Here is a 21,645-nt window from a genome sequence, read left to right on the forward strand (position 1 = left end):
CACGTGTCCTATCAAAGCGTGGCCGCTGTGCGCGGCGTATCGCTCGAGGTGCCCGATGGCGCGATTGTCGGTCTGGTCGGCGCCAATGGCGCGGGAAAGACCTCGACGCTCAATGCGATCACCGGTCTGGTCGCGCGCCGCGGCACGACCGTCTTTGACGGGTACGACATCAGCCAGCTCTCGACCGCCAACATAGTCCGGTGCGGCGTGGTGCAGGTAGCGCAGGGGCGTCAGCTCTTTCCCGACATGACCGTGCTCGAGAACCTGGAAATGGGCGGTTTCCTGCATCCCGCGTCGAAAGTGCAGGAGCAGCTTGAAAAGGTCTTTGCGCAATTTGTCGTGTTGAAGGAGCGAGCCGCGCAGCGTGCAGGCACGCTGAGCGGCGGCGAGCAGCAGATGCTGGCGGTCGGGCGGGCCTTGATGTCGGATCCGAAGATACTCCTGATCGACGAACCCTGTCTCGGCCTGTCGCCGAAGATGGTCGGACGCCTCGGCGAGATCGTTCGCGAGGTCAATGCGCGCGGCATTGCCGTGCTGCTGGTCGAACAGAACACCGCCTTTGTGTTCGGCCTCGCCGGCTTTGCCTATGTGATCGAAAACGGCCGGGTCGTCCTGTCCGGCACGCCCGAGCAGTTGCGCAGCGACGACAGGGTCCGCAGCGCCTATCTGGGAATTTGAAATGACGGCAGCAATTTCGGTCGAAGTCGGCCCGGACGCGATCGCGGTCGTTACGTGGCAAGCGGCCCGGCTCGATCCGGGGGCGATCGGGGACTTTGCCGGGATCGTCGACCGCCTCGTCGCCGACGACCGCATCAAGGGTGCGATCATCACCGGTCGCGATGGCAGCTTCGCGCCGGCGCTGGATATCGAGTGGCTGTTGGAGGCGACCGCTCCGGGGCGTGACAGCGGAGACCTGAACCGCGCCGTCAGCCTTTTGAATTCGGCGTTGCGGAAGATCGAAGTTGCGGACCGTCCCTTTGTCGCGGCCATCAATGGCAACGCTTGCGGAGCAGGATACGAAACTGCCTTGGCCTGCCGCCGGCGCATTGCCGCATCTGGCGCCGGCATCCAGATCGGATTGACCGATCTGCGGCTTGGACTGCCGCCCGTTGCCGGAGGCGCGTTCCGGCTCGCGAGGCTGGTTGGCGAAGCCGCCGCCCAGGCGCTGTTGCTTGCCGCCCAGCCGATGATCCCGCCGCAGGCGTTACAGCGCGGGCTGATCGACGAACTAGCGGGCCACGACGCGCTGCTCGAAGCTGCGCGGCGCTGCATCCTGGACGAGCCGTCCCCACTGCCGGACAGGTCGGGCGGACCGATGTCCCCGGTCAAGGCCGCCATCAATCAGCCTGCGGCGCTCGCGATCCATGAGGTGCTCAGGGATGGCCCGGGTGCGGGCCGAGAAGCCGCGCTGGAGATGGCGGCCCGGCGCTTTGTCGAGATCGCCAATGGGTCGGTCGCGCGCAACATGATGCGGACGCTTGGCGTCAGCGTAGCGAAGGCAAACGAACTGGTGCGCCGTCCGGCCGGTTACCCGAAGCGCAGTTTTCGCAGAGTGGGCGTACTGGGGGCAGGATTGATGGGCGGCGGCATCGCGCTCGTATGTGCCCGCGCGGGCCTTGACGTCGTGCTGCTCGATGTCAGCCAGGAAGCTGCCGCGCGCGGGCTGGAACGCCTGCGGCGGCAGGAAGAGGCGGCGGTCGCCGCGGGGCGGGCCGACCCCGGCGCGGCGGACGCGACGTTGAAGCGCATCGTGCCGGCGGGCGACTACAGCGCGTTGCGCGATGTCGATCTCGTCGTCGAAGCGGTGTTCGAGGATCGAGCGGTAAAGGCGGAGGCGACGCGCCGGGCGGAAGCGGAGTTGGCCGCTGACGTGGTCTTCGCTACCAACACCTCGACGCTGCCGATCACCGGACTCGCTGCCGCCTCGCGGCGCCCCGAACGATTCATCGGTCTGCATTTCTTCTCGCCGGTTCCGCGGATGCCGCTGCTCGAAATCATCCGCGGCGAACGCACCAGCGACGAGACGCTCGCGACATCCATGGATTTCGCCCAGGCGATCGGCAAGACGCCCATCATCGTCAGCGATGCGCGCGGCTTTTACACCACGCGGGTGGTGATGGCCTATCAGGCTGAAGCCTTCGATATGCTGGCGCAGGGGATTTCGCCCGAACTGATCGAGAAAGGCGGCGAGGCCAGCGGCATGCCCGTCCCGCCGCTCGCATTGTCCGATGCCGTTGCGCTCGACCTGATCCATCAGATCAACGTGCAGACCCGCAAGGACCTCGGCGAGGCCTACCGGCAAAGCCCGGGCTACGACCTCATCGGTCGACTGGTCGAGCAACTAGGGCGCACCGGAAAGAAGAGCGGCAAGGGCCTTTATGACTATGCCGACAACGGCGAGAAACAGTTCTGGCCCGGCCTTGCGGAGGCGGCTGGCGGCAGCGTCATGTCCTCCACGGTGGAAGACGCGCGCGATCGCCTGCTTGCGGCCCAGGCCCTGGAGACAATCCGGGCGCTGGAGCAAGGGGTCATCACTGATCCTTCCGAAGCTGACGTCGGCGCAATCCTCGGCTGGGGTTTTGCGCCCTGGACGGGCGGACCGCTCTCCTATGTCGACACACAGGGCACCGCAGCATTCGTAGCGCGGTGCGATGAACTGGCCGATCGCTACGGCAGCGAGCGGCTACAGCCACCGCGGACATTGCGGCGGATTGCCTCGCACGGTGGCACTGTTTACGGCGCGATCTGGCCGCCGTCCTGAAACACAGGGGAAAGCGTTTGACAGTGCAAAACGGCCGGGTCTAGACTAAGCACGTGCTTAGTTTTACTAAGCGAACGCTTATAACCGGCGCGCGGATGGGAGCGAAACCAGCAAGATGACGGCCGTAAAATCCGCAAATGACGATCTTCTGGAGCCTGGCCTGATCAACGATCCGTTCCCGTATTACCGGGAACTGCGCGAACACCGGCCCGTGCAATGGAACGAGCGCTGGCGCGGCTGGATCGTCGCCCGTTACGACGACGTCTATGCCGGCCTGCACGATCCGCGCATGATGGCTGACACGGTGACGCCGTATTTTGAGACACGCCTGTCGGCTGCCGAGCGCGGGCGTTTTCGGCAGACCTACGAGGTCCTCAACAGTTGGTCGGTCTTCGTCGACCCGCCGAAGCACACGCGGCTTCGCCGCATCTTCAGCCGTTCCTTTACGCCAAAATCGGTCGAGACCATGCGGCGTGTGGTCGAGCGCTTTGTCGACGAATTCCTCGCCGTCTGGCAGGGCCGCGACGATGTCGATCTGATCAGCGAGTTCGGCTTGCTGATGCCGGCGAATGTGATCGCGACCATTATCGGCGCGCCGGCCGCCGACCTGCACCGGTTCCATCGTTGGTCTTCCCAGCTCAACGAACTGTTGCACGGCGGCGTAGGCAATCCGAAGCGCATGGACCTCGCCCAGCAGGCGATCATCGAGTTCAAGGCATACTTGCAGGAGCTCTATGACGAACGCATCGATCGTCCGCGCGACGACATGATGAGCTGGCTGATGGAGGTGCAGCGGGCCGATCCCGAGATGAACCAGGACGACGTCCTGTATTCCTGCATGCTGATGCTCAATGCCGGTCACGAGACCACTCAGATTCTGCTCGGCAACACGATCGCATCGCTCCTGGGAGCGCCGGATCAGTTGCAGCGCTTGCGCGACGAACCCGGATTGGTGCGGAGCGCGATCGAGGAGTGCCTGCGCTTCAATGGACCGATGAAGGGCACGATGCGGGTAGCGTCCGACGATCTGACCATCGGCGATGTCGCGGTCAGGAAGGGCGAGCGCGTCATGCTGCTGATGGCGTCCGCAAATCGCGATCCGGCGAAGTTCGAAAAACCCGATTCGCTCGATATCGCCCGTTTTCCCAATCCGCATCTTGCCTTCGGCCATGGCATTCATTTCTGCCTGGGGGCGCCGCTGGCGCGCCTGGAAGTCGAGATCGCCTTGCGCGAGATCGTGAAACGCTTCCCGCGCATCGCGCTGAGCGGGGAGATTCGGTATCAACCGCGCATCCTCAGCCGCAGCATCGCGGCGCCGATGCGCTTGAGCGTCGCCTGACCATGACGATCGCCGAGTGGATCAGGCGTTGCGCCATTCGACACGCGAAGTCGCTCGCCTGCGTCGATGGGGCGCGCCGGTTCACTTACGCCGAGTTCAATGAACGCGTGAATCGTCAGGCCAATGGTCTGTCGGCGATGGGGCTGAAGAAGGGCGACCGCGTCGCGGTCCTGCTCAACAACGGCGTCGAAGCGATCGAGGCCGTCGCGGCCGCAGCGAAGGGCGGCTTCGTCCATGTGCCCGTCAATTTTCGCAGTGTGCCGCGCGAGATTGCTAATGTGCTACAGCACTCCGGTTCGACCGTGGTCTTGGTCGACGCCGAGTACAAGGGGCGGCTGGACCAGGCCAACCTGCCCGACGTGCGCACGGTCGTGGTGAAGCCCGGCCAGCCGGACTCGCCTTACGAGAAATGGCTGGCCGGACAGTCCGGTGCCGAGCCGACGACCGATGTCACCGGCGACGACGACTTCATGATCTGCTACACGAGCGGCGCCACCGGAACGCCGAAGGGCGTCCTGCACAAGCATCGCCAGAGCGTGGCGCATGCGCCCGTTGTGATCGTACAATACGAGATCGATGCGGCAAGCAAGCTGTTGCTGGTCTATCCGCACAACTCGATCGCGTCGATCAACATGTTCTACGTTCCGGCGTGGCTCGTCGGCAGCGCGCTGGTGACGACGGACCAGCGGCATTTTGATGCCGAGCGCTGGCTTTCGCTGGTGGAGCGGGAGCGCATCACCCACTGCCATCTCGTGCCGACCATGCTGTTTCGCGTGCTGGAAAGCCCGAAGCTGGCGACGACCGACTGTTCCAGTCTGCGCACCATCGGCTATGGGTCGGCGCCAATGCCCACCGAGCGGGTCGAGCGGCTGATGCAGGTGTTCGGCAACATTCTGATCCAGGGCTACGGCATGACCGAGGTGTCGTCGATCGCGGCCGTGCTCGACAAGGCCGATCATCTTGCCGCGATGAAGGGCGACCGCGACCGCCTCAACTCCTGCGGCCGGCCGGCTTTTGGTACCGAACTGCGCGTGGTCGATGACAATGGTCGCGACGTCGCGCCGGGTGAGGTCGGCGAGATCATCTTTCGCGGGCCGCAAGTGATGAGCGGTTACTGGAACGAGCCGGAGAAAACCGCCGAAACGATCCGCGAGGGATGGCTCTACAGCGGCGACATGGCCAGGGTCGACGCCGGCGGCTACCTCTACATCGTCGACCGGAAAAAGGATCTCATCATCAGCGGCGGCGCGAATATTTCGAGCCGCGAAGTCGAGGAGGTCCTGTACTGGCATCCGTCGGTGCGCGAAGCGAGCGTGATCGGAAGGCCAGACGAGCAGTGGGGCGAGCTCCCGCACGCCTTCGTGTCGTTGCTGCCGGACAAGCCCGCCCCGACACCGGCAGAGTTGATCGCCTTCTGCAAGCAGAGGCTCGCCAACTACAAATGTCCTCAGCAGATCGAGATCATCGCCGACCTGCCCAAGAGCGCGATGGGCAAGATCCTCAAGACCGAGCTGCGGGCCAAGTTCTGGGAAGGCATGAAGAAGAAAGTCAACTGATGCAGGATTATCGGACCTTTGACGTCGCCTACGAGGACATCACGTTCATTCAGCGCGGTTACGCTGCCTGGATCACCATCGACCGCGAGAAGCGTGGCAATTCCTTCCGTCGCAAGACGCTGGACGAGATCATCGATGCGCTGGTCCGCGCCGGCGAGGGTCCCGGGGTACGCAGTGTCGTGATCACGGCTGCCGGCGGCCGCTTCTTCTCGACCGGCGGCGATGTCGGCGACTACCATCAGAAGTACAATGACGACATGATCGGCATGCGCTCCTACGAGCGCGCGCTGGAGCGCGTGTTCTGGGAAATGATCCATTGCCCGAAGCCCGTGATCCATCGCATCAATGGCGACGTCGTCGGCGGCGCCAACGCATTCCATCTCGCAGCCGATTTCGCCGTGATGGCAAGCACGGCCAAGCTACAGCAGGTCGGCGTCGGCATCGGCAGCGTGGCCGGCTTCGGGCCGACGCAATGGTGGCCGCTCGCGATCAGCGACAAGCGTGCCCGCGACGTGCTGATGGCGCTGAAGCCGGTGACGTCGGACCTTGCGCTGCAATGGGGCGTCGTCAATACGGTCGCCGAACTGGGTGCGCTCGATGCCGAGGTCGACGCGTTGGTCGATGTTCTGGCGAAGAAGTTTCCGGACGCCTTGCGCTACACCAAGGTCGCACTGAACGCGCAGAAGGAACTGGCGTTTCGCGAGATGACCCAGGCGCGCGAGTGGCTGACGCTGCACTTCCCCTCGATGGAATCGCGCGAGGGTTTTGGGGCCTTCTTCAACAAGCGCGCCATCACGGCCGAGCCGAGCTGGCGCGCCGCCGATACGGGCCACATGACGGTCGCGCCTTATGGCGGATATAGCGTGACCTGCACTTCCTGCGGCGCCGATTATCTGCCGGAGGACCACAGGTTCTGTGGTCTGTGCGGGGCGGCCTTCACAAAGGGGGCGGCATGAGCCACGCCGGGCGCGCCTATGTCGTGACGGCGGCCGCCGGTGGGATCGGCACCGAGCTCGTCGGTCTGCTGCTTACCGGAGGAGCGCAGGTGTTCGCCTGCGACATCAGCTCGCGCAGGCTTGCCGCGCTGGCGGAACGCTTCCCGAAGCAACAGACCCAGCTCAAGACCCTGAAGGCCGATACGGCCGACGAGGCCGGGGTCGAGAGCGTGCGGCAGGCGGCGCAGAGCGAATTCGGTGAGATCCACGGTCTGGCCAACATCGCCGGCGGCATTGTCGGGATCGGGGAAGACCTGATCGACAGGCCGCTGGAAAAGATCACCCTCGATGAATTCCAGCAGACCTACCGGCTCAATCTGCAAGGCGCCTTCCTGATGATTCGCGCCTTTGCGCCGCATTTCCGGCAACGCCGCTACGGCAAGGTCGTCAATGTCGCCTCGCTCGCGGCCTTCGGCAATTTCGATCACATGGGAAATGCGGCCTATGACGCCGCCAAGGCTGCGGTCGTGGGCCTGACGCATACGCTGTGCCGCAGCCTCGGGCCCGACGGCATCAGGGTCAACGTCGTGGCGCCGGGCTCGGTCTTTACCGAGCGCGTGAAAGCGGCCTTCAGCCACGAGTTCAACGAACGGCAGCGCCAGCGCATTCCGTTGCAGGTTCACACGGGACCGCGCGACGTCGCCGAAGCGCTGGCGTTCTTTCTATCGCCCCTGTCCGACCAGATCAGCGGAGAACTGATGCGGGTCAGCGGCGGACTACGCTGAAAACGGGAGGATCAGATGAAGTGCTTTTCGAGGGGAATGCTTGTCGGCGCCGCCTTGTTGCCGCTCGTGATGGCGTTCGCGCCGTCGCGCGCGATTGCGCAAGGTGGACAGCCTGTGAAGATCGGTGTCGTCCTGAGCCTGAGCGGGCCGGCGGCCGTATTCGGCTTGCCGGAGCGCAATGCGATCATGGCGATCGAGAAGGAAATCGCCGCTGCCGGCGGCGTCAAGGGCAGGAAGCTCGAGCTGGTCTTCTTCGACGACAAGACCAATCCGACCGAAGCCGCGCGTGGCGTCACGCAACTCATCAACGACGAGAAGGTCGTGGCGATCATCGGACCCGGTACCGGCGGCACGATCCTGGCGGCTGGCCCGATCGCCGAGCGGCTGAAGGTGCCGCTGCTTGGACCTGCCGGAACGGTGGCGGTCACCGCCAAAACGAACAGCTTTGCACCGTGGGTCTTCCGCGTCGCGATCAACGACATGGTGGGCGTGCAGACGCTGCTCCAGAGCGCGGTCAAGAAGGGCGCCAAGCGCATAGGCATCATCTATCAGGAAGATGCCTATGGGAAGTTCGGCGCCGAATACGCGCAAAAGCTGAGTGCTGAACACGGCTTCACCGTCGCCGAGACTGTCAGCGCGGCATACACGGCGACCGACTTGACGTCGCAGGCGACCAGACTGCGCAACGCCAATGTCGATGCCGTTTTCATCCAGATGTCGATCTCGTCGCTGGGGGCGGCTTTCCTCAAGGCCGCCAACGACGTCGGTCTCAAGGTCCCGTTCTTCGCCAACAGCGGCCTCGCGCAGAAATCGTTCATCGATGCCGCAGGTTCGCTGGGCGAGGGCGTTCATGTGCTGAGCATCGGCAATCTGCCCTATGATCCGACTCCTGCCGAACAGAAGCTGGTGGCGCTGCTCAGGAAAAACGGCAACGAGCCGCAGGGCTGGGGCGAGATCATCGGCGGCAACGGCCTCATGACGGTGGTGGCGGCGCTGAAGGCGATCGACGGTCCGGTCACGGGCGAGAAGATGCGCGACACCATCGAGGGCCTGTGCGGTTTCGAGACCTATTCGATGGGAAAGCCTTGCTTCAGCAAGGACAATCATGACGGCTGGGGCGCCGATGCCCTCGTCGTCACGACCATCCGCGGCGGGCAGTTCCGCTCGGCGCCGTGAAGTATGCCGTGCGGCGCGCGACCTGGAGATTCTGAATGATCGAATACGTCATTCGCGGTCTGATCAACGGCGCCGTCTACGGCATTCTGGCGCTGCCGATGAGCCTGCTGTTTGCGACCGCCGGCACGGTCGACTTTGCGATCGGCGCTTACGCGCTGATCGCGGCGGCGGTCGCCACCAGCGTGGCGGGTACGCTCGGTCTCGTGGCCGGCGTGCTGAGCGCGCTGCTCGCCTCGGCTGTCATGGCCGGCATCTTCGCGCTGCTCAAGCGGAGCGGGGAGGAGGGCATTCGCGTCGCGCTCGCCAGCTTCGGCCTGTCGGTTGCGATCGCCTCGATCGTCTTGCTGATCTGGGGCACGCAGCCCTTTGTGCGTCCTACCTTCAGCAGGATGCTTGAGATCGGCGGGTTGCGCATCAATCCCCAGGGCCTGATCAATGTGGCTATCAGCGTCGGTCTCGTCGCGCTCACCTACTATCTGCTGCGCGCCACCAGCCTCGGGCGAATGATGCGCGCCGCCGCCGCCAATCCGGTCGGGGCCGAGCTTGCCGCTATCCCGGTGCTCGGTGTCCAATGCGGAACCATCCTGGCGGGCGGGCTGCTCGGCGGGCTTGCCGGGCTCCTGATCCTGCACAGTGCCGGGCTCGATTTCACGGCATCGCTCAGTCTCACCTTCATCGGTTTCGCGGCCGCCATCATCTTCGGTATCCAGACCCCGCTTCGCAGCCTGTTTGGCGGATTGGCCATGGGCGTCGTAGAGGCGCTCAGCGCGGGCTTCACCTCCGGCATGGTCACGTCGATGATTCCGTCGGCCTTCATGCTGGTGGTGCTGATGACGGGATTGCTCGGGTCGAACCGTTTCGCCGGAGACCGCCCGTGATCGGAAAACGCAGGCCGAATACACTGGTGATGCTGGCGCTTGCTGCCGCGTCCTGCGCCGTGACCTCTTCCAATCCCGTCTGGCTCGACATCTCCATTCTGACCGGAATCCTGTCGCTGATCTCGCTGTCGGCGGGCTTGAGCTACGGCCAGGCCGGCATCCTGTCGATGGCGCAAGGGGTATTCGCGGCGATCGGCGCCTATGCCAGCGCGATCGCCACCACCCGATTCGGGCTGTCGCCCTTCGCCGCCCTTGTGTTCGCGCTGGCGCTGCCTGCCCTGATGGCATGGAGCGTGGCGCGTGCGGTGACATGGATGGCGCCGCTTGCGACGGCGCTCGCGACGCTGGCGCTGGGCACGCTGGTCGAGATCGTCGCGCGCAACTGGGATGACGTGACCGGCGGTTATATCGGTATCAGCGGTGTGCCGCCGATCCCGGGCTTCGAGAAGCCGGTCGTATTCAACATCCTGGTGTGGGGTTTTGTCTGCGTCGCCGTGCTGCTGTACGAGAACCTGATGGACTCCGCCTGGGGCCGGGCGCTCAACATCATCAGGCATGATCGTACCCGCGCCATCGCCGATGGCGTCGCGGTCGCTCCGCTGCTGAGCGCGATGCTCGCGTTCTCAGCTGCGATGGCCGGGGCCGGCGGCTGGCTTTACGTTCACTACATCACCTATATGAGCCCGCAATCGCTGGACACCCAGACCTCGATCTCGGTGTTGCTGATGGCCGTGGTCGGCGGCGCGGACTTCATCCTGGGTCCCGTCATCGGCACGCTGTTGCTGAACATGCTGGGCAAGCTGCTGCCGGCGCAGGAAGCGCAGGGGCTGTTCTATGGCGGCGCCCTGATCGTCATTCTGCTGGTTGCACGCGACGGCCTGCTCGGCCGCATTGGCTACCTGCTGTCCCTGCTTCGCCGCAAGGAGCCGGCCGAACCGAAGCCGGTGCCGTCTGCGGTCACGGCGCCCGAGGTCGCGCCATGAGTGCCGCGCTTCAGGCTTTCGATGTCAGCATCTCCTTTGGCGGCGTGCAGGCGCTGGACAGGGCCAGCGTCGAGGTGACGCCGGGCCGTGTGGTCGGCCTGATCGGGCGCAACGGCTCCGGCAAGAGCACGCTGTTCAACTGCGTCACCGGATTCCTGAAACCAGCAACCGGCCGTGTCCTGATCGACGGCCGCGATGTCGCCGGCGAGGCCCCGCACCGGATCGTGCGCGCCGGCGTCGCCCGCACCTTCCAGACACCGCGCGTCGATCTGAAAACCACCGTTCGCCAGGCCGTGCTTTGCGGATTGTTTCCGACGGTCAAGCGCAGCCTCATGTCGGCGCTGTTCGGACTGGCCGGCGCCCGCGCCGAAGAGCGTGAGCTACAGCGCCGCGCCGAAGCGGTGATGCGTGAGCTCGATATGATGCCGCTTGCCGACATCGAGATCGGAAAACTATCGATGGGGCGCGTGCGCATGGTCGAGGTGGCGCGCGCCATCGCGGCGAACGCGACCTACCTGCTGCTGGACGAACCGGCGGCCGGTCTCAGCCGCGCCGAGCAGGAGGTGCTGGCGCGTGAAATCCGCAAATTGGCCGGCCGTGGCATCGGCGTGCTGCTGGTCGAGCACAATTTCAGCCTGATCCGCCTTCTGTGCGACCGCGTCACGGTGCTCGATGCCGGCCGCGTGCTGTTCGAGGGAACGCCGGCAGAGGTCGAGTGCGACGCCCAGGTGTTGCAGGTCTATCTTGGCGCTGCCGCGGAAACATCGGCGATCGGCGGGGAGGCGTGAGGCAATGGCGCTGCACGTGGAACATCTCAGTGCGCGTTACGGCCGGATCGAGGTTTGCCGCGACGTGTCCTTCACCGCGGCGGACGGCGAGTTCCTTGTCGTGCTCGGGCCGAACGGCGCCGGCAAGAGCACGCTGCTCGGCGCGCTTGCCGGCACGGTCGCCGGCGGCGGCGACATCGGTATAGCCGGCCGGATGCTGCAACGAACGTCGGCCCGGCAGCGGGCGCGGATGGGGCTTGCGCTGGTGCCCGAAGGACGCCGCAACCTGTTCTCGCCGCTCACCGTCGAGGAGAACCTTCAGCTCGGCCTGCGCTTGCTGCCGGCGGCGGAACGAGCCGCCATGCAGGCATCGCTGCATTCGATGTTTCCCATCCTCTCCGAGCGCGCGCGCCAGACGGCGGGCCTGTTGAGCGGCGGCGAGCAGCAGATGCTGGCGATTGCGGTGGCGATTGCGCGGCGCCCTTCGGTGCTGTTGCTGGACGAGCCGTCGCAGGGGCTGGCGCCCGTCATCCTCGATCGGCTGGTGGAAGTCATCTCCGCCTTGCGTGCAATCGGCCTCATCGTGGTGCTGGCCGAGCAAAATCATCGATTTGCGGCGCGCCTCGCCGATCGCTATGTGGTGCTGCAAGGCGGCGATATCGTCGGCAGCGGTCCGGGCGCGGAGCTCGCCGATCAGGAGCGTGCGGCCGACGCTCTGCTGTCGCGTCCGCCGCTGCACTGAGGGAGAGGCTGCGGGCCTGGATTTTCGCTGTGAATGCGTCTCCGCTAAGCGTTTGCTTATCGAAGCGCGACTAATTACCATGACTGGACCATGGGGCTTGGCATCAAGAAGCGAACGATCGTAGAACGATTGACGGCTGAATCGTCGATGAATTCCGGAGGCGTGGTCCGGAATCTCGCCGACCTGTTCAACCGTCGAATCGAAAGCCCGTCGATTCGCCGCATTCTGCTGGCGGCCGTCGACAGCTTTTCCAAGACCGGCTTTCATGCCGCCAGCACCCGCGATATTGCCAGGAAGGCCAAGCTCAGTCCGGCTGCGGTCTATGTTCACTTCCACTCCAAGGAGGAACTGCTCTATACCGTCGTGACCCTCATGTCCGAGTGGGTATTCGACCAGGTCAGTGCCGCCGCGCGCGAGCGGGGGCGGCCGGCGGAGCGGCTGCGGCGAGTGGTCCAGGTGCACGTCGCTTCGCACGCGGCGATGCGCACGGCCATGTTTGTCTCCAATTTCGAGTTTCATTCGTTGAATGCAGCCCAGCGCAAGAAGATTCTCCGATATCGCGACGCCATCGAAAAATTGTTCGAGGACTGCATTCGTGCGGGTTGCGAGGATGGCAGCTTCCACGCGGCCGATATCGGCATAACCAAGGTGGCCGTGGTCTCGCTCTGCGTTTCCGTGCTGAACTGGTTTTCCCCGGGCGGCAGGCTCTCGCCCGAGCAGGTCGGCGACTACTACGCCGATTTGGTGCTGTCGATGCTGCGCGCGGACCCGACTTGAGAAACGAATGGCGTATCTGTGCGCTCGCAAATTCCTGCATGGATTCATCCGCCGCTGCGTGCCGCGCGTTGGCGCAGCAATTTGACGAACGCCTCCGCGGGCGGTGAGAGCACGAGCCCGCGCCGCTGATAGATATAGTAGCGGCGCTGGATTTCCGGGGCGCGCAGCTTGATGAAGCGCACGCCGAAATTCGGCGCGAACACGCGTCCGTAGTCGGGAACGGCTGCCAGGCCGGTACCTACGCCCACCAACGCCAAAGCGGTCGTGAGATATTTGACCTCGACGGCGGTCTGCATGGAAAGCGAGCTGTCGTGCTCATGCAGCAGGCGCTCCAGGTGCCGGTTGAACTCGCTGGAATAAATGACCCAGCGCGCGTCGCGCAGTTTCTTCCATGAGACGGCGCGTTGCTGCGCCAGCGGGTGCCGCGCCGAGCAGACCACTCGGATCGGGACATCCATCAGGAATGTGCTGGTTACATCCTCGCCGGTGGCGCGCTCGGGGCCAACGCCCAGTTCCGCCTCGCCCCGGCGCACGATGCTCACCACTTCGTCCGCCATGGCGTCGGCGACGCGGAGGCCGACGTCGGGATGAGCCGCCTCGAACTCGCCCAGCACTGCCGCCACCCACGTGCACGCCAGCATCTGCGGCGCCACCACGCGCAACAGGCCGGTGCGAAGGGAGCGAAGGTCCGAAGCGCCCTCTGCGATCTGTTGCAGGTCATCCAGAATGCGGCGCGCCAAGGGGAGCAACTGCTGGCCGGCCGCCGTCAACAACACGACCGCGCCGCGGTCGAACAGTTTAAGGCCGAGCGTCTCCTCGAGCTGCTGGATCAGCATGCTGACGGCCGATTGCGTCAGGTTGATCTGTCGCGCTGCCGCCGTGAAGCTGCCCGCCCGAGCGACTGCGACGAAGGCGCGCATCTGGCGCAGGCTGAGGGTGGAAAGAATTGCGGGCCGCATCGAGTATCCTCGCGTATCAGAAATACTGATGACGGTATTAAAAGAATTGGCTTGTGTGATGAAGGAATTATTTTCCAGAATTCCCCGCCATGCACATTGTCGTCATAGGGACCGGAATCGTCGGCGCTTGCACCGCGGCATGGCTGCAGCGCGATGGTCATGCCGTGACTTTCGTCGACCCGCTGGACGCGGGCGAAGCCTGCTCCTTCGGCAATGCCGGCTCCCTTTCGCCCAGCGCCTGCCTGCCGGTAGGCATGCCGGGCATGTGGAAGAAGGTGCCGCGCTGGCTGCTGGATCCGCTCGGCCCGCTGACGGTACGTTGGGCCTATGCGCCGCAAGTGGTGCCGTGGCTGCTGCGCATGCTCCGTCATTCGTCGCGCGAAGAGGTGACACGTATCGCCACCGCGTTGCGTTCGCTGCTGGCGCCGATCTTCGACTGCTACGGTCCGCTGCTCGCCCATGCCGATGCCCGGGAGCTGGTGCGGCGTAGCGGCTGCCTGTACGTGTTTTCCTCCCGCGAGACGGCGGCACAGTGGGCCTGGGGCATGAACCTGCGGCGATCGCTGGGCGTGCGGATGCAGGACGTGGAACAGGACGAACTGGAAAGTCTCGAGCCCGACCTGAAGGGGCGTTTTCGCTTCGGCATTCTGGCGCCCGAGAACGGCTCTACTTCCGACCCGTCCGCCCTCGTCAAGGCGCTGTACAATCGCTGCATCGGTGACGGCGCGCGCCACGTACGCGACCGCGTCCGCGGTTTCGAGCGTCGGGGCGGGCGCGTAACGGCATTGATGCTGGAGCAGGGCGAGCCGCTGCCGGTGGATGGCGTGGTGGTCGCGGCCGGCGCCTGGTCGGGCGCATTGGCAGCGGCGCTCGATAGCCCGGTGATGCTGGAGACGCAGCGCGGTTACCACATCACCGTGCAGAGTTCGAACCTGACGCTACGCCACACCGTGATGGCGGTGGAGCACAACCTGATGGTCAACCCGATGGCCATGGGCCTTCGGTTGGCCGGCACGGTGGAGTTCGCCGGCCTGAAAGCGGCGCCCAACATGGCGCGCGCCGACGCGCTGCTTCGTCAGGGACAGCAGTTATTCCCGCACCTGGACACATCGTCCTTCACACGCTGGATGGGCCATCGTCCCTGTCTTCCCGATAGTCTGCCTGTAGTCGGTCCCGTGCGCGCGGCCGATAACGCCTGGCTCGCCTTCGGCCACGGCCATATGGGCATGTGCATGGGGGCGGCCACCGGCCGCGAGATCGCGCATCTGGTCGCCGGACGCCCGACGCAGGTGGACCTGACGCCCTTTTCGCCGGAGCGATTCAATTGAACGCTCCCTGGTCCGTCGCCGTGGACATGGGCGGCACCTTCGTCGACGCCGTGGCCCTGCATGGCGACGGGCGCATCGCGGCGCTCAAATATCCGCGCGCCGGACGCCGGCTGGCGGAGCCGGTCGTCGAGGCCCTCGATCAACTGTGCGCGCAGGCAGGCATCGTGTCCGGCGACATCGACCGCGTGGTGCACGGCTCCACCGTCATCACCAACTTGCTGCTGGAGTTGAACGAGCCGCCGGTGGCCCTTGTCCTGACGCGCGGCATGCGCGACGTGCCGGTGCTGGCGCGCCAGGACCGCAAGGAACTGTATGAGCCGGTGATCATGCCGGCCGTGCCCGAAACAAAGCTGTTTCCGGAATCGCTGCGTTTCGAAATAGGCGGGCGCATCGATGCCGAGGGTCGTGAGGTGGAGCCGCTCGAACTGTCGGCGGTGGACGCTATTGCGGATGCCGTGAGCGCCGCGGGCGTGCGCGCGCTGGCGATCGGTCTGTTGTTCTCGCATCGCAATCCGGTACATGAGCGCGCGCTGCGTGCTGCGCTGCATGCGCGCCTTCCGGGCCTGTACGTTTCCCTGTCCAGCGAGGTCGATCCGCAAGTGCGGGAGTTCGAGCGCTGGCTGACCACGGCGCTGGACGCCTATGCCAAACCGTTGGCAGCAGATTATTTGCACGCGCTGGCCGCCGCACTGAGAATGCGCGGTCTGCCGATGCTGCATCTGATGCGATCGGCGGGCGGCACCGCGCCCTGGCGTGATCTGGCCGAGCAGCCGATCGGCCTTGCCATGTCGGGTCCCTGCGCGGCGCTACAGGGCGTGGCCGCTTGCCTCGGAGCATGCCGTTCCGGTGCCGCGATCAGCCTGGATGTCGGGGGCACCAGTGCCGACATCAGCCTCCTCCTGGACGGCCGGCCGACCTTTGCCGAAGCGCTGGAATGCGGAGGCTTGCCGATCCGCCAGCGCTGCGCGGATATCACCTCCATCGGCTTCGGCGGCGGCAGCGTCGTGTCGGTGCTGCCGGGCGGCGCGCTGCGCCTCGGCCCGCGCTCGCAGGGCGCCTGGCCCGGGCCGGCTGCCTTTGGTCTGGGCGGTGACTTGCCCACGCTGAACGATGCGCTGTGCGTACTGGACCGCTTGCCGTCCCGACTGGCCGGCGGGATCGTACTGGACCGCGCCGCCGCCGAGATCGCGCTCAGCGATGTGGCCGGCGCGCTCGGTCTTTCGGTGCCTCGAATGGCCGAGGCCGTCGTGAGCGCGGCCGCAGCCGGGATGGCGGAGGCGCTCAAGACTCACGCCTTCCAGCGCAACCTGGATCCGGCAGATGCGGTGCTCGTCGCGATAGGCGGCGGCGGCGCGCAGCATGCGGCCGAAGTCGCCGAGCTGGCCGGCATGCGCCGCGTGCTGGTGATGCCGCACGCCGGCGTGATGGCGGCGCTGGGCATGCTCTGTAGTCCGGACGAGGGCGACGTCCGCGTGGTGGCAAACGAAAGCCCGTGGGATTCGCTGCCACCGCAAGGCGAGGGACCACATTCGTTGTTTGCGCCGATGACCACCGTCTGGGTCCCGGCAGGCTGGTCCTGGCGGCTGACGCCGGACCGGATGCTGACGCTGGAGGCGCAGGCATGATGCCGCGCGCGCGCGACATCGCACGCGATCCAGCCATCGCCCTGTGCATGGAGCCGCTGCGCCTGGCGCTGCAAGGCACGGCCGACCGCATGCAGGACGGCATGATGCGCGCTGCGGTTTCTTCGATCGCCCGCGAGAGCGGCGACTGTGCCGCAGCGTTGTTTCTGCCGGACGGACGCCTGCTTGCCCAGGCGCGCTCGCTGCCGCTGTTGCTGGGATCGCTGATCCCCGCCGTTGCCGGTGTGCTCGCGCGTTTTCCGCTCGCAGCGATGTCCGAAGGAGACGCCTATCTGCTCAACGATCCCTGGTCCGGCGGCACTCATTTGCCGGACCTCGCCCTGGTACACCCCGTTTTCCATGATGGCGAAGTGATCGCCTTGGCCGCGGCCAACCTGCATCATCAGGACGTGGGTGGCATGGCCGCCGGCTCCATCCCGCCCGACGCCAACGAAGTGTACCAGGAGGGCCTGCGTTTGCCGCCGGTGCGCTGGCGCAGCGCAGAGGGCGTGTTGCCCGACATCGACGCCATACTGGCCGCCAACTCGCGCACGCCAGACAATTTGCGTGGCGACCTGCAAGCGCAGTGGACGGCGCTGACGCAAGGCGCGCGCGAGCTGAGGCAGATCGCGCGTCACACCGGATCTCGTTTTGCCGAGGTTTGCGATGCCTTGATCGCGCAGACCGAATGCATGACCCGCGCCGCCCTTGCGGCCGCGCCCGACGGCGAATGGACCTGGCACGATCAACTCGACGGCGACGGCGTCGACACCGCGCCGGTGAGGATCGCCGTGAGGCTATCCAAGCAAGGTGACGCGCTGGTGATCGACTTCGACGGGACCGCGCCGCAGGTGCGGGGGCCGCTTAACGCCTCGCCGGCGGCGATGCTGTCGGCGGCTCTCTTCTTCATGCGCACGCTGGCGCCGGACGCCCCCAACAATGCCGGCTGCCTGGTGCCGTTGACGCTGAAGCTTCCACCCGGCAGCCTGGTCAATCCGGCGCTGCCGGCGGCGGTCAATGCGCGAACGGCTACCGTGAAGCTGGCCTGCAACGCCATTCTCGGCGCCTGGTCGCAGTCGGCAAGCGGCACCGGCGTGGCGCCGCATGCCGGCGTGGCCACCGTGCTCGCGCTGAGCGGCACGCGGATGGACGGGCGGCGCTGGATGTTCACCGAGATCATCGCCAGCGGCGCTGGCGCCGGTGTCCACGCGCCCGGCCGCGCCGGCGTCTCCACCGACGTAGGCAACGCTCGCAATACCCCCGTGGAGGTGATCGAGGCCGAAGCGCCGCTGCGTGTCGAATGCTACGAGATCCGCCGCGGCAGCGGCGGCGCCGGCATGCAATGCGGCGGCGACGGCGTGCGGCGCATCTATCGCCTGCTCGAAGGAGAGGGCTCGATCGCCTATCGCGGCGAGCGCCATGTCGGCCGTGCGCGCGGCGCTCGAGGCGGCGGGGCCGGCGCAACGTCCGTGGCCCGGATTTTGCGTGTGGACGGCGCGGTCGAGATCTTGCCTGCGCGCGCCCGCATCGCATGGTCCACGGGCGACCGGCTGATCATCGAAACCGCTGGCGGCGGCGGCTGGGGTTGTCCCGCTCCAATTGCATCCGCGAACCCACTCGCAAGGAGTTGCCCATGATCCGTTTCCCGTTTCCGCGCTGTGCCACGCTGGCGTTGGCCTGCGTTGCGGTGCTCCTGCCTGCGCAGGGTCATTCGCAAGCACCCTATCCGAACAAGCCGATCCGTATCGTCGTTCCTTTCGCGCCCGGCGGCAGCACCGACGTGCTCGCGCGGCGCCTGGGAGACAAGCTCGCCGCGGCCTGGGGCCAGCCGGTGGTGGTCGACAATAAGCCCGGCGCCGGCGGCACCATCGGCGCCGACTTCGTGGCCAAATCCGCGCCCGACGGCTACACGCTGCTGGCGGGCGTCACCGGCAGCAACGCCATCGCGCAGGCGCTGTACGCGAAATTGCCCTACGACGTGCTGAAGGATTTTGCGCCGGTGTCGAGGATGGTGAGTGCCCCGTTGGTGCTGGCGGTCAACCCCGACGTGAAGGCGAACAGTGCGGCCGAGTTTCTCGCTCTGGTCAAATCGAAACCCGATGCGCTGAGTTACGGCTCGGCCGGCAACGGCACGTCGATGCATCTCACCGGCGAGATGTACAAGCAGGCCACCGGTGTCTCGATGGTGCACGTTCCCTATCGCGGCAGCGCCGGCATGCTCACCGACCTGATGAGCGGTCAAATCCAGGTCACGTTCGGCGACGTGTTGGTGCTGTTGCCGCAGATCGAGGCCGGCAAGGTTCGCGCGCTGGCCGTCACCTCGAAGGCAAGGCTTCCCAAGCTGCCGAACGTGCCGACTCTGGATGAAATAGGGCTGACGGGCTTCGAGGCGCTTTCATGGCAAGGCCTGTTCGCGCCGGCCGGCACGCCGCCCGAGGTGGTGGAAAAGCTGAGCGCGGAAGCGAACAGGGCCATGCAGTCTTCCGACATCAAGGATTACTTTGCGGCGCAGGGCTTCATCGTCGAAGGCACGACGCCCGAGGTGTTCAAGGCCTTTGTCGCGAGCGAGGTGAAGAAGTGGACGCCGATTGTGAAGACCTCGGGCGTCCAGGCCGATTGAACGAGCGCCGTATCGGCATAACCAGAGTGGCCGCGGTCTTGCTCTGCGTTTCCGTGTTGAACTGGTTTTCCGCGGGCGGCAGGCTCTCGCCCGAGCAGGTCAGCGACGACTACGCCGAATTGGTGCTACCGATGTTGCGCGCGGACCCGACTTGAGAAACGAATGGCGGATCGCGCTTGCGGTTCGATGAGGCGATTGGCTGAGAGAGAGCTATTGCCCAGAGTGGATGCGCCGATCAACGCGCGGGAATGGACAGATCGTTCATGGCTGCTCCCGGATGGCGGCGGTGGAGCCGCGCACCACGAGCGCCGGCTGCAACTGGATCGATCGCTCGCCGTCGTCCTCGTTCATGCCGGACCGGCCTTCGGAGATGCGTTTGAGGAGGGTTGAAACGGTTGTCTCGGCGATTGCCTCGGACGGTTGGGTCACGACGGTCAGGCCGGGGCGCACGAGGCCGGCCCACGGCAACTCGTCGACCGCGATGACGGAGAGCTCGTCGGGAATGGACAGGCCGCGTTCGCCGACGGCGCGCAGCAGCCCGAGAGCCAGATGGTTGTTGGTCGCGAAGATTGCCGTCGGCCGGTCGGAGCGCGACAGCAGCCGAAGCGTAGCCGCATGGCCGGCCATTTCCGAAAAGTTGTTCTTCTCGATCAGCCGCTCGTCGAGCGTCACGCCGCGTTCGGCGAACCCTGTCCGAAAGCCATCCAGGCGATGGCGCGCGATCTGATGCTCGGGTGAACCCATGATCACGCCGACGCGTCGATGGCCGAGATCGCCTAGATGCTCCGCCGCCAGCCGCCCGAGCGCAACATTGTCGGTGGTGACGGAATCGAGATCGAGCCCCTCGATCCGCCGGTCGACCAGGATGCCGGGCATCGGCAGACTCGACAGCGCAGCGAGGCGCCCGTTCCAGCCGCGGCGCGTCGGAATGACGATGGCGCCGTCGGCACGCTGCGACAGCAGCATCGCCAGATGCCGCTCCTCCCGTGCCGGATCCTCGGCGCTGTTGCAGAGAATGACCGAATAGCCGGCGGCGCTCGAAAGCCGTTCGATGTTCTCGACCAGCCTCAGGAAATAGGGATTGGCGAGGTCCGCAACGAGCAGGCCGAGGATGCGCGTCGCGCCGCTCCGCAAGCTGCGCGCACTGGCATGCGGTGCATAGCCGAGCTTCTGCGCTGCGGCGTTGACGCGTTCCTGAAGGACCTCGCTCACTTTGCCCGAGCGGTTCAGCGTCTTCGATACTGTGGCGACTGAAACGCCGGCCAGCCGCGCGACCTCGTGGATGGTGGGCAAAGGCCCTGCGGACATCAGCACCCTCTCTTCTGTTAAACGTTTTTTTATCGGGCAGATGCGCGATCGACAAGCCCCATTTCCATAGCTTATTAAAAGGGTATTGCGGATGATGTCAGACCGTGCTTACTACAAAAAACGTTTAACATAAGAAAAAGGGGGAGCGGGAGGTACGGCATGACCCATTACGTCCTGGGCCGTTTGCTCGCAGCCATTCCCGTGCTGCTCGCGGTCGCGGTGTTCGTCTTCCTGCTGCTCAGTCTGGCGCCCGGCGATCCGGCCGTGCTCATTGCCGGTGACTTTGCCTCGCCGCAGCAGGTGGAGGCGGTGCGCCAGGCGCTCGGGCTTAATCTGCCGCTGCTACAGCGGTTCCTTACCTGGATGGGGCGCATGCTGAGCGGTGATTTCGGCCTGTCGCTGTTCAGCCGCATCCCGGTTTCGCAGCTCATCGCGCAGCGCATCGAGCCGACGCTGATCCTCTCACTGATGACGATCATGATCGCGGTTGTCGTTGCGGTCCCGCTCGGTCTGGTGGCGGCCTATCGTCCCAAGGGGTTCATTGCACGCCTGACAATGGCTGGCGCCGTGCTCGGCTTCTCGGTGCCTGTCTTTGTTGTCGCGTTTGTTCTCGTCTACACACTGGCGCTCGGCCTGCGCTGGTTTCCGGTGCAGGGTTACAGGCCACTGTCCCATGGCGTGTTAGGTTCGCTCCACTCGCTCGTGCTGCCGGCGATCTCGCTGTCCTTCCTCTATATCGCGTTGATCGCGCGGGTTACGCGCGCGGCGGTGCTGGAAGTCCTGCGCGAGGACTATGTTCGCACCGCACACGCCAAGGGACTCGCGGGGCGCAAGATCATTTCGCGATACGTGCTCAGTAACGCCGCCGTGCCGATCATCACCGTCGTCGGCATCGGGTTCGCGGCGCTGCTCGGCGGCGTCGTCGTCACCGAAACGGTGTTCAGCATTCCAGGTCTCGGCCGGCTCACCGCCGACTCGATCCTTCGGCGCGACTATCCGGTGGTACAGGCGCTCATCCTGCTTTTCGCCGGGGTCTATGTCGTCGTGAATCTCGTGGTCGACATCCTCTATGCCGTCGTCGATCCGCGGATCCGGTATTGATGGAACGG

The 21,645-nt window shown here is 65.6% G+C and carries 20 protein-coding genes; 18 read left to right on the forward strand and 2 right to left on the reverse strand.

Features of this window, described 5'->3' with window-relative positions:
* The first annotated feature begins 3 nt into the window (after positions 1-3).
* The 12 genes from JQ628_RS29445 to JQ628_RS29500 all read left to right on the forward strand — a co-directional run bounded on the left by JQ628_RS29445 (position 4) and on the right by JQ628_RS29500 (position 12,699).
* Positions 4-678 (forward strand): ABC transporter ATP-binding protein, encoded by a 675-nt coding sequence (locus JQ628_RS29445; protein WP_349628136.1) that lies wholly within the window; start codon positions 4-6, stop codon positions 676-678.
* 1 nt (position 679) lies between these two features.
* A complete protein-coding gene (locus JQ628_RS29450; RefSeq protein WP_212228581.1) occupies positions 680-2,761 on the forward strand; it encodes a 3-hydroxyacyl-CoA dehydrogenase NAD-binding domain-containing protein in 2,082 nt (693 codons plus the stop codon).
* A 115-nt stretch (positions 2,762-2,876) separates the two neighbouring features.
* Positions 2,877-4,100, forward strand: coding sequence for a cytochrome P450 (locus JQ628_RS29455; RefSeq protein WP_212228582.1), 1,224 nt, complete (start codon positions 2,877-2,879; stop codon positions 4,098-4,100).
* 2 nt (positions 4,101-4,102) lie between these two features.
* Positions 4,103-5,656, forward strand: coding sequence for a class I adenylate-forming enzyme family protein (locus JQ628_RS29460; RefSeq protein WP_212228584.1), 1,554 nt, complete (start codon positions 4,103-4,105; stop codon positions 5,654-5,656).
* Positions 5,656-6,612, forward strand: a complete 957-nt coding sequence (locus JQ628_RS29465; RefSeq protein ID WP_212228586.1) for an enoyl-CoA hydratase/isomerase family protein — start codon at positions 5,656-5,658, stop codon at positions 6,610-6,612. Before JQ628_RS29460 ends, JQ628_RS29465 begins: the two co-directional genes overlap by 1 nt.
* Entirely contained in the window at positions 6,609-7,376 is a 768-nt protein-coding gene (locus JQ628_RS29470) for an SDR family NAD(P)-dependent oxidoreductase (RefSeq protein WP_212228590.1), read from the forward strand. The genes JQ628_RS29465 and JQ628_RS29470 overlap by 4 nt, the downstream gene beginning before the upstream one ends.
* 15 nt (positions 7,377-7,391) lie before the next feature.
* Positions 7,392-8,552: an ABC transporter substrate-binding protein gene (locus JQ628_RS29475; RefSeq protein ID WP_212228592.1), complete on the forward strand. Its 1,161-nt coding sequence runs from the start codon at positions 7,392-7,394 to the stop codon at positions 8,550-8,552.
* 35 nt (positions 8,553-8,587) lie between these two features.
* Complete coding sequence (locus JQ628_RS29480) at positions 8,588-9,430, forward strand: branched-chain amino acid ABC transporter permease (RefSeq protein ID WP_212228593.1); 843 nt, start codon at positions 8,588-8,590, stop codon at positions 9,428-9,430.
* Complete coding sequence (locus JQ628_RS29485; RefSeq protein ID WP_212228594.1) at positions 9,427-10,413, forward strand: branched-chain amino acid ABC transporter permease; 987 nt, start codon at positions 9,427-9,429, stop codon at positions 10,411-10,413. Before JQ628_RS29480 ends, JQ628_RS29485 begins: the two co-directional genes overlap by 4 nt.
* Positions 10,410-11,201 (forward strand): ABC transporter ATP-binding protein, encoded by a 792-nt coding sequence (locus JQ628_RS29490; protein WP_212228831.1) that lies wholly within the window; start codon positions 10,410-10,412, stop codon positions 11,199-11,201. Before JQ628_RS29485 ends, JQ628_RS29490 begins: the two co-directional genes overlap by 4 nt.
* A 4-nt stretch (positions 11,202-11,205) precedes the next feature.
* Positions 11,206-11,922, forward strand: coding sequence for an ABC transporter ATP-binding protein (locus JQ628_RS29495; RefSeq protein WP_212228595.1), 717 nt, complete (start codon positions 11,206-11,208; stop codon positions 11,920-11,922).
* 90 nt (positions 11,923-12,012) lie between these two features.
* Entirely contained in the window at positions 12,013-12,699 is a 687-nt protein-coding gene (locus JQ628_RS29500) for a TetR/AcrR family transcriptional regulator (protein ID WP_212228598.1), read from the forward strand.
* 44 nt (positions 12,700-12,743) lie between these two features.
* Here the strand turns inward: JQ628_RS29500 and JQ628_RS29505 are convergent, their stop codons facing one another.
* Positions 12,744-13,658: a LysR family transcriptional regulator gene (locus JQ628_RS29505; RefSeq protein WP_212228599.1), complete on the reverse strand. Its 915-nt coding sequence runs from the start codon at positions 13,656-13,658 to the stop codon at positions 12,744-12,746.
* An 89-nt stretch (positions 13,659-13,747) separates the two neighbouring features.
* Here JQ628_RS29505 and JQ628_RS29510 point away from each other — a divergent pair, with 89 nt between their 5' ends.
* The 5 genes from JQ628_RS29510 to JQ628_RS35000 are packed head-to-tail and all read left to right on the forward strand — an operon-like array spanning position 13,748 to position 19,383.
* Positions 13,748-14,986, forward strand: a complete 1,239-nt coding sequence (locus JQ628_RS29510) for an NAD(P)/FAD-dependent oxidoreductase (RefSeq protein ID WP_212228600.1) — start codon at positions 13,748-13,750, stop codon at positions 14,984-14,986.
* The gene (locus tag JQ628_RS29515) at positions 14,983-16,611 is read left to right on the forward strand and encodes a hydantoinase/oxoprolinase family protein (RefSeq protein WP_212228602.1); all 1,629 of its coding nucleotides are present in this window, start codon (positions 14,983-14,985) and stop codon (positions 16,609-16,611) included. Before JQ628_RS29510 ends, JQ628_RS29515 begins: the two co-directional genes overlap by 4 nt.
* The gene (locus JQ628_RS29520; protein WP_212228612.1) at positions 16,608-18,245 is read left to right on the forward strand and encodes a hydantoinase B/oxoprolinase family protein; all 1,638 of its coding nucleotides are present in this window, start codon (positions 16,608-16,610) and stop codon (positions 18,243-18,245) included. Before JQ628_RS29515 ends, JQ628_RS29520 begins: the two co-directional genes overlap by 4 nt.
* Positions 18,242-19,228: a Bug family tripartite tricarboxylate transporter substrate binding protein gene (locus JQ628_RS29525; protein ID WP_212228620.1), complete on the forward strand. Its 987-nt coding sequence runs from the start codon at positions 18,242-18,244 to the stop codon at positions 19,226-19,228. Before JQ628_RS29520 ends, JQ628_RS29525 begins: the two co-directional genes overlap by 4 nt.
* Complete coding sequence (locus JQ628_RS35000) at positions 19,186-19,383, forward strand: hypothetical protein (protein ID WP_433996174.1); 198 nt, start codon at positions 19,186-19,188, stop codon at positions 19,381-19,383. Before JQ628_RS29525 ends, JQ628_RS35000 begins: the two co-directional genes overlap by 43 nt.
* Positions 19,384-19,489: 106 nt before the next feature.
* On the opposite strand, the gene JQ628_RS29535 is transcribed toward JQ628_RS35000, so the two are convergent.
* Positions 19,490-20,536, reverse strand: coding sequence for a LacI family DNA-binding transcriptional regulator (locus JQ628_RS29535; RefSeq protein WP_212228624.1), 1,047 nt, complete (start codon positions 20,534-20,536; stop codon positions 19,490-19,492).
* Positions 20,537-20,695: 159 nt separating this feature from the next.
* Here JQ628_RS29535 and JQ628_RS29540 point away from each other — a divergent pair, with 159 nt between their 5' ends.
* Positions 20,696-21,637 (forward strand): ABC transporter permease, encoded by a 942-nt coding sequence (locus JQ628_RS29540; RefSeq protein ID WP_212228627.1) that lies wholly within the window; start codon positions 20,696-20,698, stop codon positions 21,635-21,637.
* Positions 21,638-21,645 lie beyond the last annotated feature (8 nt).

The organism is Bradyrhizobium lablabi, from assembly GCF_018129385.1.
GTDB lineage: Bacteria > Pseudomonadota > Alphaproteobacteria > Rhizobiales > Xanthobacteraceae > Bradyrhizobium > Bradyrhizobium lablabi_C.

Excerpts from the sequence above, each read along its gene's own strand:
- JQ628_RS29505 (WP_212228599.1), bottom strand. The coding sequence starts at position 13,658 with ATGCGGCCCGCAATTCTTTCCACCCTCAGCCTGCGCCAGATGCGCGCC.
- JQ628_RS29465 (WP_212228586.1), top strand. The coding sequence starts at position 5,656 with ATGCAGGATTATCGGACCTTTGACGTCGCCTACGAGGACATCACGTTC.
- JQ628_RS29490 (WP_212228831.1), top strand. The coding sequence starts at position 10,410 with ATGAGTGCCGCGCTTCAGGCTTTCGATGTCAGCATCTCCTTTGGCGGC.
- JQ628_RS29450 (WP_212228581.1), top strand. The coding sequence starts at position 680 with ATGACGGCAGCAATTTCGGTCGAAGTCGGCCCGGACGCGATCGCGGTC.
- JQ628_RS29475 (WP_212228592.1), top strand. The coding sequence starts at position 7,392 with ATGAAGTGCTTTTCGAGGGGAATGCTTGTCGGCGCCGCCTTGTTGCCG.
- JQ628_RS29455 (WP_212228582.1), top strand. The coding sequence starts at position 2,877 with ATGACGGCCGTAAAATCCGCAAATGACGATCTTCTGGAGCCTGGCCTG.
- JQ628_RS29510 (WP_212228600.1), top strand. The coding sequence starts at position 13,748 with ATGCACATTGTCGTCATAGGGACCGGAATCGTCGGCGCTTGCACCGCG.
- JQ628_RS29535 (WP_212228624.1), bottom strand. The coding sequence starts at position 20,536 with ATGTCCGCAGGGCCTTTGCCCACCATCCACGAGGTCGCGCGGCTGGCC.
- JQ628_RS29525 (WP_212228620.1), top strand. The coding sequence starts at position 18,242 with ATGATCCGTTTCCCGTTTCCGCGCTGTGCCACGCTGGCGTTGGCCTGC.
- JQ628_RS29460 (WP_212228584.1), top strand. The coding sequence starts at position 4,103 with ATGACGATCGCCGAGTGGATCAGGCGTTGCGCCATTCGACACGCGAAG.
- JQ628_RS29480 (WP_212228593.1), top strand. The coding sequence starts at position 8,588 with ATGATCGAATACGTCATTCGCGGTCTGATCAACGGCGCCGTCTACGGC.
- JQ628_RS29500 (WP_212228598.1), top strand. The coding sequence starts at position 12,013 with ATGGGGCTTGGCATCAAGAAGCGAACGATCGTAGAACGATTGACGGCT.
- JQ628_RS29495 (WP_212228595.1), top strand. The coding sequence starts at position 11,206 with ATGGCGCTGCACGTGGAACATCTCAGTGCGCGTTACGGCCGGATCGAG.
- JQ628_RS29520 (WP_212228612.1), top strand. The coding sequence starts at position 16,608 with ATGATGCCGCGCGCGCGCGACATCGCACGCGATCCAGCCATCGCCCTG.
- JQ628_RS29470 (WP_212228590.1), top strand. The coding sequence starts at position 6,609 with ATGAGCCACGCCGGGCGCGCCTATGTCGTGACGGCGGCCGCCGGTGGG.
- JQ628_RS29540 (WP_212228627.1), top strand. The coding sequence starts at position 20,696 with ATGACCCATTACGTCCTGGGCCGTTTGCTCGCAGCCATTCCCGTGCTG.